The organism is Mesorhizobium hunchu, assembly GCF_040081975.1.
Taxonomy (GTDB): domain Bacteria; phylum Pseudomonadota; class Alphaproteobacteria; order Rhizobiales; family Rhizobiaceae; genus Mesorhizobium; species Mesorhizobium hunchu.
This window is the reverse complement of record NZ_JBEBMG010000006.1, coordinates 42,007-54,501: the sequence shown is the minus strand read 5'-3', so window position 1 is coordinate 54,501 and position 12,495 is coordinate 42,007. Positions and strand designations below refer to the sequence as shown.

Genomic DNA, 12,495 nt, shown 5'->3' with positions numbered 1-12,495 from the left:
ATGTTCCAGAAGATCCTCATCGCCAATCGCGGCGAGATCGCGCTCAGGGTGCTTCGCGCCTGCAAGGAACTCGGCATCCAGACCGTCGTGGTGCATTCGACCGCCGATGCCGACGCCATGCATGTGCGCCTCGCCGACGAAAGCGTGTGCATCGGCCCGCCGCCGTCGCGCGACAGCTATCTCAACATCCACCAGATCGTCGCCGCCTGCGAGATCACCGGCGCAGACGCCGTGCATCCCGGCTACGGCTTTCTGTCGGAGAACGCCAAGTTCGCCGATATCCTCGCGGCGCACAACATCACCTTCATCGGGCCGACCGGCGACCATATCCGCATCATGGGTGACAAGATCGAGGCCAAGCGCACCGCCAAGCGCCTCGGCATCCCGGTTGTGCCGGGATCGGACGGCGCAGTGACGGAAGAGAGCGAGGCCAAGCGTATCGCCGCCGACATCGGTTATCCCGTCATCATCAAGGCCTCCGCCGGCGGCGGCGGGCGCGGCATGAAAGTGGCGCATTCGGAAGCCGACCTCGAAGTGGCGCTCGCCACCGCGCGCTCGGAAGCGGGCGCGGCCTTCGGCGACGACGCCGTCTACATCGAAAAATATCTGGAGAAGCCGCGCCATATCGAGCTTCAGGTGTTCGGCGACGGCATGGGCCAGGGCGTGCATTTCGGCGAGCGCGACTGCTCCCTGCAACGCCGCCACCAGAAAGTGTGGGAAGAGGCCACCTCGCCGGCGCTCAATGCCGACCAGCGCGCCAGGATCGGCGGCATCTGTGCCAAGGCGGTGGCCGATCTCGGCTATTCGGGCGCCGGCACCATCGAGTTCCTCTACGAGGACGGCGAGTTCTATTTCATCGAGATGAACACCCGCCTGCAGGTGGAGCATCCGGTGACGGAGGCCATCACCGGTATCGACTTGGTGCACGAACAGATCCGCGTCGCCTCGGGCGGCGGCCTGTCGGTCCGGCAGGAGGACATCAAGTTCAACGGCCACGCCATCGAGTGCCGCATCAACGCCGAAGACCCGCGCACCTTCGTGCCCTCGCCCGGCACGATCACGCATTTCCATACGCCGGGCGGGTTGGGCATTCGCGTCGATTCGGGCGTCTATTCGGGCTACCGCATCCCGCCCTATTACGATTCGCTGATCGGCAAGCTGATCGTGCACGGCCGCAACCGCGTCGAGTGCATGATGCGGCTGAGGCGCGCACTGGACGAGTTCGTGGTCGACGGCATCAACACGACGCTGCCGCTGTTCCGCGACCTCGTCGGCAATCCCGATATCGCCAATGGCGACTACGATATCCACTGGCTGGAGAAGTATCTGGCCAAGGAAAACGAGGCGCACTGAGGCGCCGGCGATGGCGCGGGCTCGTCGTCCCGTCACCTTGAGGGCGGACTCTCCGTGATCCGCCCCTTTGCGCCCGGATATCGCATTCCGACCGACCTTCTGCTCAAGGCCTATGCCTCTGGCGTGTTTCCGATGGCGGAAAGCGCGTCGGATCAGGAGGTGTTCTGGGTGCGGCCGGAAAGCCGCGGCATCATTCCGCTCGATGGCTTCCACATCCCGAAGAGCCTTGCGAAGACGATGCGCAAGGGCGCGTTCGACATCCGCTTCGATTTCGATTTCGAGGCGACGATCGACGCCTGCGCGGAACAGCGTGCGGAGCGCCCCTCGACATGGATCAACGCACCGATCCGCGAAGCCTATGTACAACTTCATCGCATGGGCCACGCGCATTCGGTCGAGGCATGGGAGAACGGGCAGCTCGTCGGCGGCCTTTACGGGGTGTCGCTGGGGCGCGTGTTCTTCGGCGAGAGCATGTTCTCGAAAGAGACCGACGCCTCGAAGATCTGCCTCGTCCATCTGGTCGAACGGCTGAACGAACGCGGCTTCGCCCTTCTCGACACCCAGTTCACCACCGAGCACTTGAAGCGCTTCGGCGCCGTGGACGTGCCGCGCGCCCAATACGAGGCGATGCTGGTCGAAGCGCTGATGGGCACAGCGACCTTCTGATCGCAGCCCCTACAGAGCCTGCAGCAGTTTTTCCTTGATCTCGGCCAGTCTTTCCTCGTTGCGGCGATAGAAGGCCCACTGTTTGATGCGTTTTTGATCGACGAGGCCGGCCTGCACCAGAACACGCATATGTTCGCTGAGCGTCGGCTGGGTGATTCCTAGCTTTTCGGCGATATAGAGCGCGCAGACGCCGTCCCCGGCAAGGTCGCCGTCTACCTGCGGCGGAAAGTTGGCGACCGGGTCCTTCAGCCAGTCGAGGATTTGAAGGCGCCGCTCGTTCGCCAAAGCCTTGAGAATTTCCGCCTCTTGCATTTCGTTACTTTGCTAAGTTACTAATCTTATGTCAATCCACGCCGGAATCTCTCCATGCACCCTGCCCTGTCCGCCAGTTCCATCGCCGAGGTCGAACGCACGATAAGACCTCATGTCCGGCGCACCCCGATGGTCGCAGCCGACATGGCCGATTTCGACAGAGAGGCTCTCCCGATCCGGCTGAAGCTCGAACTGCTGCAGCACTCCGGTTCGTTCAAGGCGCGAGGGGCCTTCGCCAATCTTCTGAGGCGCGAGGTGCCGCCGGCCGGGGTCGTGGCGGCCTCGGGCGGCAATCACGGGGCCGCAGTGGCCTATGCAGCGCAACGGCTCGGCAGACAGGCCAACATCTTCGTCCCCACCATCTCGTCGCCGGCGAAGCTGGAGCGCATCCGCAGCTACGATGCGAATGTCCATGTCGTCGGCGAGCGCTATGCCGATGCGCTGACCGCCAGCGAGACCTTCGCGGCGAGCAGCGGCGCCTTGCAGGTGCATGCCTTCGAGCAGATCGAGACGCTGCTTGGACAAGGCACGCTCGGCCTTGAGATCGAGGAGGACTACCCGGACATCCACACCCTTCTGGTGGCTGTCGGCGGCGGCGGTCTCATCGGCGGTATCGCCGCCTGGTTCGCCGGCCGCATCAGGATCGTCGCGGTCGAGCCGGAAGGCTCGCCGACCCTGTTCGACGCCTTTGCCGCCGGCCGGCCGGTCGACAGCGGCGCGGAAGGCATCGCCGCCGACTCGCTGGCGCCGAAGCGCGTCGGTGAACTGATGTTTCCGCTGGCCAAGGCCTATGTACAGAAGCCGGTCCTCGTATCGGACGACGATATCCGCACCGCGCAACTCGCCCTGTGGAACGGGTTGCGCGTGGTCGCCGAACCTGGCGGCGCCGCCGCCTTCGCCGCACTGCATTCGGGGAAATACAAGCCCGAAGCGGGCGAGCGCGTCGCCGTCCTGGTGTGCGGCGGCAACACCGCCGCGGTTTCGTTCCGCTAAGGCACGGTCTGCCGGGGAGCAGCCATCACTGATCAGCCTTCAGCGGCGTCTGGCTGTGGAACATCATCTTCCAGCCATCGGCGCGCTTGACGTAGCCTGTGGAGACGATTGCAGCATAGGCCTCGCCGCTCTTGCGACGGGCGCGCGCCTCGTAGGTCAGCATGACGATGTCGCTGCCGGGCTCGACCATGCCCTTCAACTCGATCTCGATGTCGCGCCAGCGGTCCGGGCTTTTCGCCGTAGCGGCAAGATCGGCATTGCTCATGGCCCTCGCCATCTCGGGAAAGGCAACCAGGCACTCCTTGTCGGCATGGGCTTTGTAATAGGCCTCGCCGAGGGTCCAGAAACCCTTCTCGATCTCGAGAAGCTCATTTTCGCTGGCAAGCATCGAAAACCCTCCGTCCGCTCGCGCCCGACCGCCCGCTTCAACGCGCAGGCCAAGCGGCGGTTCCGGAAGATCAGTTGGCAGGCTTGTCCGGCTTGGCGGCCGGAGCCGCGGCAGTCGATGCCGAGTCGGGCACCGTCTCGGCGGCAGGCGTATCGCCGGCCTTGGCGCTTTCAGGTGGCGGAACGTCGGACTTCTGCTTGCAGTCCTTCAGCCACACGTCATAGACGGGATGCTCCACCGCATTGAGGCCGGGGCTCTGGGCGAACATCCAGCCGGTGAAGATGCGCCTTATCTTCCTGTCCAGCGTGATCTCGTCCACCTCGACGAAGGAATCCGTCTTCGGCTCCTCGGCGCCGGGGCGCGAGTAGCAGACGCGCGGCGTCACCTGGAGCGCGCCGAACTGAACGGTCTCGTTGATATAGACGTCGAAAGTGATAATGCGGCCGGTGATCTTGTCCACGCCGGTGAATTCGGCCACCGGATTGGCGACGCGCTGGACCTTCGGTGCCGGCGCCGGCTGGTCCTGCGCCGGCGGATTGCCGGTCGATTGGTCCTGTTGGTCCTGGCCTGGCTGATTCTGATCGGGTTGATCGGGGGAGGCCTGATCGGGAGCGGAATTCTGGTCGGGCTGGTCCTGCGCAGGCGGCTCACCCATGGGCTGGCCCTGCGTGGGGTCTGGCTGGACCTGGAACGGCACTTCGGCGGGCGGCTGGTCCGCGGGCGGGTCCCAGGGCATTCGCTGCGCAGCGGCCTGGAGAGGCAAAGCAATCGCAAGCGTCGCAGCCACGGCAACGGGCGAAAGGCAGTTGAAACGTCTCATGCGAACGACCCGTCCGTGGGCATGCGGTGATTCTCGACGCCCAAGGCTAAGGCCATTCGGCGAAGCGGACCAGCTAAACGGAAAATGTGGCGAGAAGCCGAACCGCGGCCGGTTCAAATGTGTACCTCAGGCGCTCGGCGTCCACGCATCGTAATCGCCCGTCACCTGCGGGCGACGATCCTGACCGAGGATCGATCCCTTCGGGCGGTAGGCCGCGGCGGTGCCGGTCATATTGGCCTGATAGGGCTTCTGCCACTCACGCGGCTTGTAGTTCTCGTCCGACGGCGGCGTGTCCACGCGATGATGGATCCAGCCATGCCAGCCGGGCGGGATGGCTGATGCTTCCGAATAGCCCTTGTAGATCACCCAGCGGCGGGTCTGCCCGTCGGAATTGGTGCCGCCTTCATAATAGGCATTGCCGAACTGGTCCTCGCCGACGCTCTTTCCAAAACGCCAGGTGTTGAAGCGGGTCCCCAGCGTCTGGCCGTTCCACCAGGTGAAGAACTGGGTCAGGAATCTCATCATCTGCAAAGCCTCCGGCCGCGACGCGCGACCGCCGTTCGTCACCCTGCTTATGGCGTCGGCTGGCGAGGATGGCAAGGGGCGTTGCGCCGCAGGCCAAGTCAACCCAGCCGCTTTTCCATGGTCACGATCATGGCATCGACCCATTGCGTGGCCGGGCGGCGGCCGACTTCGGCAAAACCGTTCGCCCGGTAGAAGGCCACGGCCCGCTCGTTGCGGGCCTCGACGTCCAGCCGCATGAGACTGGCATCGACGAACGAAGCCTCCAGTTCGGCAAGAAGCAGCCCGCCGACGCCATGCCCCTGCATGTCCGGGCGCACATCCAGTTCCTGCAGTTCGACGACCTCCCCGGCCGCGTCCAGCACGGCGTAGCCGGCGCCGGCCAGAAGGTCGCCGGTATCGGCAACGACGAACTCCGAGCCCGGCCGCCGCAGCATTTGCCGCAGCCAGTCGACGGAGTGCCATCTGGTCGAGATGTCGGTGACGCCGGCGGCGCCGTATAGGCCGTCGTAGGTGGCGTGCCATGTCTCGGCCAGCAAAGCACTGATTGCCGGCAGGTCGCGCTCACTCGCGGTGCGGACGAACACTTCCGAAGCCAAAGATCTACTCGATGCCGAGCCTGGCCTTGACCAGATCATTGACGGCCTGCGGATTGGCCTTGCCGCCGGTCGCCTTCATCACCTGGCCGACGAACCAGCCGGCCATGGTGGGCTTGGCCCTGGCCTGCTCGACCTTGTCGGGGTTGGCGGCGATCACCTCATCCACGGCCTTCTCGATCGCGCCGGTGTCGGTGACCTGCTTCATTCCCCGCGCCTCGACGATCTCCTTCGGATCGCCGCCTTCGTTCCAGACGATCTCGAACAGGTCCTTGGCGATCTTGCCGGAGATGGTGCCTTCCCTGATGAGGTCGATGACCGCGCCGAGCTGGTCGGGCGAAACCGGAGTCTCTTCAATGGCCTTGCCGGCTTTGTTCAAGGCGCCCAGGAGGTCGTTTATGACCCAGTTGGCGGCAAGCTTGCCGTCACGGCCCGCAGCCACCTGCTCGAAATAGTCGGCGATGGCCTTTTCCGAAACGAGGATCGAGGCGTCGTAGGCCGACAGGCCGAGTTTTTCGACAAGCCGTCCCTTCTTGTCGTCAGGGAGTTCCGGCAGGTCGGCCGCCAGCGCATCGACATAGGCTTGGTCGAATTCCAGCGGCAGGAGATCGGGATCGGGGAAATAGCGATAATCGTGCGCTTCTTCCTTCGAGCGCATCGAGCGCGTCTCGCCCTTGGCCGCATCGAACAGGCGCGTTTCCTGATCGATCGTGCCGCCGTCCTCGATGACCGCGATCTGGCGCCGCGCCTCGTATTCGATCGCCTGGCCGATGAAGCGGATCGAGTTCATGTTCTTGATCTCGCAGCGCGTGCCGAAGGCCTCGCCCGGACGCCGGACCGAGACGTTGACGTCGGCACGCAGCGAGCCTTCGTCCATATTGCCGTCGCAGGTGCCGAGATAGCGCAGGATCGAGCGCAGCTTGGTGACATAGGCCTTGGCTTCGTCCGACGAGCGGATGTCGGGCTTGGACACGATCTCCATCAGCGCGACGCCCGAGCGGTTGAGGTCGACATAGGACATGGTCGGATGCTGGTCGTGCATGGACTTGCCTGCGTCCTGCTCCAGATGCAGGCGTTCGATGCCGACCTCGATATCCTCGTACTGACCCTTGTTGTCGGGACCGACCGAAACGGTAACGGTGCCTTCGCCGACGATGGGCTGCTTGAACTGCGAAATCTGGTAGCCCTGCGGCAAGTCGGGATAGAAATAGTTCTTCCGATCGAAGACCGACTTGTGGTTGATCGCCGCTTTCAGGCCGAGCCCGGTGCGGATCGCCTGCCTGACGCATTCCTCGTTGATGACGGGCAGCATGCCGGGCATGGCCGCATCGACCAGCGAGACGTTGGCGTTGGGCGCGGCACCGAACGTGGTCGAAGCGCCGGAGAACAGCTTGGCGTTCGACGTGACCTGGGCATGCACTTCCATGCCGATTATGACTTCCCAGTCGCCGGTGGCGCCGGGAATCATGCGCTTGGGATCTGGCGTGCGGGTATCTGCGATGGTCATTCAGGGCCTGCCGAAAGGTGGAATTTCACGCGTTTGACGTGATTTTTTCTCGTGCGTCTTCGCCTAGTGCAAACGGCCACGCGAGGCAAGCGCCGCAGGCATGGGCGGCGCGCCGTTTTCAGCAGATCCGGCCGGTCACGCTGTCGCGATATAGGCGCGGATTTCCTCTGCCTCGCGCTCGACGTCCTCGATGCGGCGCTTGACGACGTCGCCGATCGACACGATGCCGTGGAGCAGGCCGTCCTTCTCCACCGGGAGATGGCGGAAGCGGCCTTCGGTCATGATCTCCATGACCTCGTTGACCGTGTGGTTCTCGTTGCAGATCCTGACCTTCGGCGTCATCGCCGAACGCACCGGCAGGTCGAGCGCCGCGGCGCCCTCCCTGGCCATCACCCGCACGATGTCGCGCTCGGACAGGATGCCGACGATCTTGCGGTCGCCATTGGTGATGACGAGCGCGCCGATACGGCGCTCGGCAAGGGTGCGGATGGCATCGGAAAGCGTCTCGTTCGGTCCGAGCGTCAGTACGTCGTGGCCCTTGGCGTCGAGAATTGCCCTAACAGTCATGGCGTCCTCCTCTGATGCGGCCGGCGCCAGCCGTCACCGGCCTTCACATTCCGGTGAACACAGTGCGCCCCGTTCGGTTGCATTTCAAGTGAGGATGCGCTCAGCCGGCGCGAGCGGCCCTGCGGTCGAAAAGACGCAGACCCAGGAAACCGGCCAGGAAGCCGCCGATATGCGCTTCCCAGGCGATCTGGCCTTCATTGCCGGGCACGAAGCCGACGAAGCCGGTGACGATGTTGATGACCATCCATACCGCCAGAAAGGTCACGGCGGCGCGCGAGCGCAGAACCTGCCGGAAAGGCAGCGGATCGCCGCCGAAAGCCGCCTGGCCCGACGACCGGTCGATGCGGAAGGCGAAACGGGCGGCGGCGCCCATCATGCCCGAGATCGCGCCGGAGGCGCCGACCAGCGGCGACTGCGCATCGGGATGGACGGCGAAGAAAAAGAAGGCGGCGGCGACACCGGTCAGCGCGAAGAAAGCGACGAAGCGCGACGCGCCGAGCCGGTTCGCCAGCGGCGAGCCGAAAGCCGCGAGCCAGATCGAATTGACCGCCAGATGCGTGAAGCCACCATGCAGGAAAGTATAGGTGAAGGGGCTGGTGAAGGCGGCAAGGTCGAAGCCGAACATGCCGGTGTAGATGACCGGGATGAACGCCCCGTATCGGATCACGTCGGTATCCTGCCCGAGCGTCAGCACGTAGGTCCTGACGAGATGGACAACCACGCAAATACCGATGATGGCCAGGACCGGGCCCGGCATGTTGAACACCGGCTCCCTGCCTGCCCGGTTTTCGTGGACAGGCTGCGAAGGGCTGCGCCGTTCTCCGGCCGTTTCATGATCCGACTGTGACATCAGCCGCATGTAGAAGAGAACGGCGCGAATCACAAACGGCGAATCGGCAAAAAAGAAGCCGTCCAGGGTTTCCCCTGAACGGCCGGTCGAGCCCCCTTGCTCCCCTGAAAAACTTTCGACTGAAAGCCGATGACGACGGCTTTGGAGTGATTTCAGCCTCTCACGCCCGTTCGCGGCACGCAACGTAAACCATTCGTTAACCTTAATGGCCCCGACCCGTGAACAAGAATTAACGATACTGGCACGGGTCATGCTCGGCGACGCATGTAGGTGAAGGGAAACCGCCCTTCTGTCCTTCGATGGGACACCGCAAGACAGATTTCGGGAGCAGGCCGGCATGAATTTCGAGGGAACGATCGCACTGTTCCAATATTGGAACCGTTTGCGCGACGGCCGCCCCGCGCCGCGACGCACCGAGGTCGAGCCTGCAGACATCAAGACGCTGCTCGCCGATACGTTCATCCTGGAGAAGGACACGCGCGACGAGGCCGTGTTCCGACTGGCCGGCACGCGCCTTTGCGCCATTTACGGGCGGGAACTGAAAGGGTTTTCCTTCCCGTCCCTGTGGCGCGAGAAGGACCAGCGCCTGATGGCGAGGCTGACGCACGGGGTGCTGCGGCAGAAGTCGGTTCTGCTGCTGGGCTATGAGGGGTTTACCCGCTCCGGCCGGTCCAACCCCTTCGAGCTTCTGGCGCTGCCGCTGGACGGCGGCGCTGAGCATCCGCGCTGCCTCGGCGCCATCAGCATGGCCGAAAAGCCCTTCTGGCTCGGCGCCGAGCCGATCGTCGACGCTGTGATCGATTCGATCCGCGTCATCGATCCGGACAAGGAACCGATGTTCCTCGCCAACCGGCCGGCTATCCCGGTGCCCTCTCTCGCCCCCACCGAACTCGAAACGCCCCAGACCATGAGCGAATACGGCCGCGTCCGCCGCATCCGTCATCTGGTGGTGCTGGAGGGCGGGCGCGATGAGCAACCGATGGACTAAAGTACACCTCCAACAGTAAACGCCGCGCTGCTTTCGCGCGTTGTTTTTACTGCTTTGTTAACCTCCTTGTTGGTAGTTTCAGCGTTGAAATTCCTCGCCAGACGGCGCGGAATGCCAATGGGGTGTAGGCAATCATGAGGTCAGCGGCGGTCGACCTAGCGCCGTCCAGGGCTGAAAGACGCAATTTCCAACGCGTCAGGGTCAAGATTTATGGCCGTTTCATGCTCGAGGATCGGACCGAGCATCCATGCCAAGTGGTCGATATGTCGCCCGGCAATGTCGCGCTTCGCACCGAACGCATCGGCCAGCCCGGCGAGAAGGTGATCGCCTATCTCGACCATATCGGCCGTATCGAAGGCGTCATCACACGCCGGCTCCAGGATGGCTTCGCCATGACCGTCATCGCTTCCGAGCGGAAGAAGGACAAGCTCGCCGCTCAGCTCACCTGGCTGGCCAACAAGCACGAGCTCGACCTGCCCGAGGATCGCCGCCACGAGCGCGTTGCGCCGCGCAACCCCATGAGCGTTCTGCAACTGACGGACGGGCGCCAGTACCAGTGCCGCATCATCGACCTTTCGCTGTCGGGCGCGGCCATCGAGATCGACGTCAAGCCGGCGATCGGCGTCCAGGTCGTGCTTGGAACCATGCGCGGCCAGGTGGTGCGCCATTTCGAGGACGGCATAGCCATCGAGTTCGCCGTCATCCAGCGTCCCGAAACGCTCGATTCGGAATTCAACCGGCCGCGATCCTGACTGCGGATTTTATCGAGAATTGAGGAAGCCGGTCTCCAGACCGGCTTTTTTCATGCCTGCAGGCCGGCCGCAGCGGAACCGTTCAAATTTTAGGTATATTCTATACTATATTTATACTTATCGTCCTCGAATACATTTATAAATAGTTCCGTATTTTACTCAATAATGACTTCGGGCTTTTGCGTCAAATAAATCCGCATGTGGCAGTGTCTCCTCAACAGGGGAGACGACATAATGATGGGGACAAGGGGAAAGCTTCTGCTGCTTGCAATGGCGGCGGTGTTTTCGGCGACGACGGCACAGGCGGGGCCGGTCTACATGCAGACCGGCGGCCGCACCACGCAGCCGGTCGGCCACTATGAATTCTGCCAGCGCCTGCCGAACGAGTGCCGTCAGGTGACGCCGGCCGAGGCGCCGGTCGACCTGACGCGCAAGCTCTGGGCGACGATCATCGCCGTCAACAACAGCGTCAATACAAGCGTCCAGCCGCGCACCGACATGGAAATGTGGGGCAAGGAAGAAGTCTGGTCCTACCCCGACAGCGGTTTCGGCGACTGCGAAGACTACGTGCTCGAAAAGAGGCGCGAGTTGATTCAGGCGGGCGTCCCGGCAGGAGACCTGCTGATCACCGTGGTGCGCCAGCCGAACGGCGACGGCCATGCGGTGCTGACGGTACGCACCAGCCTCGGCGAATTCATCCTCGACAACCTCCAGCCGAAGGTCGTGGCCTGGACCGACACCGACTACACCTACCTCAAGCGCCAATCGACACGGAATTCCGGCGTCTGGGTCAGCATCAACGACGGCCGCGCCGACGCGGTCGCCAGCGTCCGCTAAGGACGAACGAAAAACCCGGTCGAGTCCCCACCCTCCCCGTCCCCAACGACCGGGTTCAAGGAGCCGGCCCCGTCCCCGGGCCGGCTCCGCCTATTTCAGGTGCGTAGCCATTGCCTTCGCTCAGCAATTGTTACAAATTGAAATAATAAGTTGTACGGCGGATTGAACCGACGCCTCGGAGGGGCAACCGCAAGGAACACGGCGGGGTGTGCGCGAAGCCGTCATGGCGCAGAGAGACGACAATTCAGCCGCTCTGGTCGACGCGATTTACGAGGCGCCGTTCATCCCCGAACGCTGGCCGGCCCTGCTCCAGGCGCTGTCCAGAGCCACGGACGGCGAAGGCGGGCTGCTTCTCACCGTAGATGGAAAGCATACCCTCAACTGGACGGCCTGTTCCTTCGTGACGCCGCTGATGGAGCGCTTCATCGAAGGCGGCTACGAGAAATACAATATTCGACCTCAACGCGGCCTCGCCAAACGCTACCCCGGCTTCATGACCGATCAGGACGTCATGACGGACGAGGAAATCGAGGCAAGCCCCATCCATCGCGACATATTGCGGCCGGCGGGGATCGGCTGGTCGGCCGGCACGGTCATTCCCACTCCCAGCGGCGATCTCATCGTGTTCGACCTCAGCCGGCATATCGACCGCGGATCATACGACCGTGCGACACTGGATCTGCTCGACGGCTTCCGGCCGCATCTGGCGCGTGCGGGCCTGCTCGCCGCGCGCATGCACTTGGAACAGGCCCGGTCAGCTACGGACATGATGGCAAAGCTCGGCCTCCCGTCCGCGGCGGTGGACGCTACCGGCCGCGTGGTGGTCGCGAACGATCTGTTCGAAGCTTTGCCGGGACAGGTCGACATCAAGGCGCGCGACCAGATCCAGCTTCTCAACGTCGGCGCCCATGCGCTGCTCGGCGAAAGTCTGGAACGTGCGGCTTCAAGCGCAGGCCCCGTTTCCTCCATCGCGCTGCCGGCAAGTGAGGAAAGCGCTGCCGCGGTCCTGCATATACTGCCGATCCGCCGGGAAGCTCACGATCTGTTCGCCCGAACGGCCGCCCTGCTCGTCGTAACGCCGCTCGAACCGGCGGCGATGCCGCACGCCGACCTGCTGAGCGGACTGTTCGATCTGTCTCCGGCCGAGAACCGTGTCGCCCGCGCCCTCATGGGCGGCGCAAGTCTGCGCGAATGCGCCAAGCGTTTCGGCGTCGCCGAGGACACGGTGCGCAAGCAGTTGAAAAGCGTCTTCACCAAGACCGCAACGTCGCGGCAAACGGAGTTGCTGCGACTGCTGGCCAGCACCACCTCGTTGCCGATCCGCGGCTGAGCCTGCCGGTGCCG

Annotated in this window: 15 protein-coding genes; 7 read left to right on the top strand and 8 right to left on the bottom strand. The window is 63.7% G+C overall.

Annotation, left to right across the window (positions count from 1 at the left end; all coding sequences use genetic code 11):
- Together accC and aat are read left to right on the top strand one after the other, a co-directional pair.
- Complete coding sequence (gene accC / locus ABMA46_RS12395) at positions 1 to 1,353, top strand: acetyl-CoA carboxylase biotin carboxylase subunit (protein ID WP_348999740.1); 1,353 nt, start codon at positions 1 to 3, stop codon at positions 1,351 to 1,353.
- A gap of 54 nt (positions 1,354 to 1,407) precedes the next feature.
- A complete protein-coding gene (aat, locus tag ABMA46_RS12390; RefSeq protein ID WP_348999739.1) occupies positions 1,408 to 2,019 on the top strand; it encodes a leucyl/phenylalanyl-tRNA--protein transferase in 612 nt (203 codons plus the stop codon).
- 9 nt (positions 2,020 to 2,028) lie between these two features.
- Here aat and ABMA46_RS12385 read toward each other — a convergent pair whose 3' ends face one another.
- Positions 2,029 to 2,331 (bottom strand): ArsR/SmtB family transcription factor, encoded by a 303-nt coding sequence (locus ABMA46_RS12385; protein WP_348999737.1) that lies wholly within the window; start codon positions 2,329 to 2,331, stop codon positions 2,029 to 2,031.
- A gap of 54 nt (positions 2,332 to 2,385) precedes the next feature.
- Between ABMA46_RS12385 and ABMA46_RS12380 the strand changes: the two genes are divergently transcribed.
- A complete protein-coding gene (locus ABMA46_RS12380; RefSeq protein WP_348999736.1) occupies positions 2,386 to 3,324 on the top strand; it encodes a threonine/serine dehydratase in 939 nt (312 codons plus the stop codon).
- A gap of 25 nt (positions 3,325 to 3,349) precedes the next feature.
- Here the strand turns inward: ABMA46_RS12380 and ABMA46_RS12375 are convergent, their stop codons facing one another.
- From ABMA46_RS12375 to ABMA46_RS12340, 7 genes are all read right to left on the bottom strand, one after another.
- Positions 3,350 to 3,712 carry a hypothetical protein gene (locus ABMA46_RS12375; protein ID WP_348999735.1) on the bottom strand — a complete coding sequence of 121 codons (363 nt, stop codon included), beginning with the start codon at positions 3,710 to 3,712 and terminating at the stop codon, positions 3,350 to 3,352.
- Positions 3,713 to 3,782: 70 nt separating this feature from the next.
- Positions 3,783 to 4,532 carry a DUF2155 domain-containing protein gene (locus tag ABMA46_RS21370; RefSeq protein ID WP_425475735.1) on the bottom strand — a complete coding sequence of 250 codons (750 nt, stop codon included), beginning with the start codon at positions 4,530 to 4,532 and terminating at the stop codon, positions 3,783 to 3,785.
- Positions 4,533 to 4,658: 126 nt separating this feature from the next.
- Positions 4,659 to 5,057, bottom strand: coding sequence for an NADH:ubiquinone oxidoreductase subunit NDUFA12 (locus ABMA46_RS12360; RefSeq protein WP_348999731.1), 399 nt, complete (start codon positions 5,055 to 5,057; stop codon positions 4,659 to 4,661).
- Between the two features lie 98 nt (positions 5,058 to 5,155).
- Entirely contained in the window at positions 5,156 to 5,641 is a 486-nt protein-coding gene (locus tag ABMA46_RS12355; RefSeq protein WP_348999730.1) for a GNAT family N-acetyltransferase, read from the bottom strand.
- 16 nt (positions 5,642 to 5,657) lie between these two features.
- A complete protein-coding gene (gene gatB, locus ABMA46_RS12350; protein ID WP_348999728.1) occupies positions 5,658 to 7,157 on the bottom strand; it encodes an Asp-tRNA(Asn)/Glu-tRNA(Gln) amidotransferase subunit GatB in 1,500 nt (499 codons plus the stop codon).
- 135 nt (positions 7,158 to 7,292) lie between these two features.
- A complete protein-coding gene (locus ABMA46_RS12345) occupies positions 7,293 to 7,724 on the bottom strand; it encodes a CBS domain-containing protein (RefSeq protein ID WP_348999726.1) in 432 nt (143 codons plus the stop codon).
- Positions 7,725 to 7,824: 100 nt separating this feature from the next.
- Entirely contained in the window at positions 7,825 to 8,481 is a 657-nt protein-coding gene (locus ABMA46_RS12340; protein ID WP_348999725.1) for a rhomboid family intramembrane serine protease, read from the bottom strand.
- A gap of 430 nt (positions 8,482 to 8,911) precedes the next feature.
- On the opposite strand from ABMA46_RS12340, the gene ABMA46_RS12335 reads away from it, so the two are divergent.
- The 4 genes from ABMA46_RS12335 to ABMA46_RS12320 all read left to right on the top strand — a co-directional run bounded on the left by ABMA46_RS12335 (position 8,912) and on the right by ABMA46_RS12320 (position 12,481).
- Complete coding sequence (locus ABMA46_RS12335) at positions 8,912 to 9,562, top strand: PAS domain-containing protein (protein ID WP_348999723.1); 651 nt, start codon at positions 8,912 to 8,914, stop codon at positions 9,560 to 9,562.
- 134 nt (positions 9,563 to 9,696) lie between these two features.
- Positions 9,697 to 10,314 (top strand): PilZ domain-containing protein, encoded by a 618-nt coding sequence (locus tag ABMA46_RS12330; RefSeq protein ID WP_348999721.1) that lies wholly within the window; start codon positions 9,697 to 9,699, stop codon positions 10,312 to 10,314.
- Positions 10,315 to 10,548: 234 nt separating this feature from the next.
- Complete coding sequence (locus ABMA46_RS12325; protein WP_348999719.1) at positions 10,549 to 11,151, top strand: transglutaminase-like cysteine peptidase; 603 nt, start codon at positions 10,549 to 10,551, stop codon at positions 11,149 to 11,151.
- Positions 11,152 to 11,374: 223 nt separating this feature from the next.
- Entirely contained in the window at positions 11,375 to 12,481 is a 1,107-nt protein-coding gene (locus tag ABMA46_RS12320; protein ID WP_348999717.1) for a helix-turn-helix transcriptional regulator, read from the top strand.
- The last annotated feature ends 14 nt before the right edge of the window (positions 12,482 to 12,495 follow it).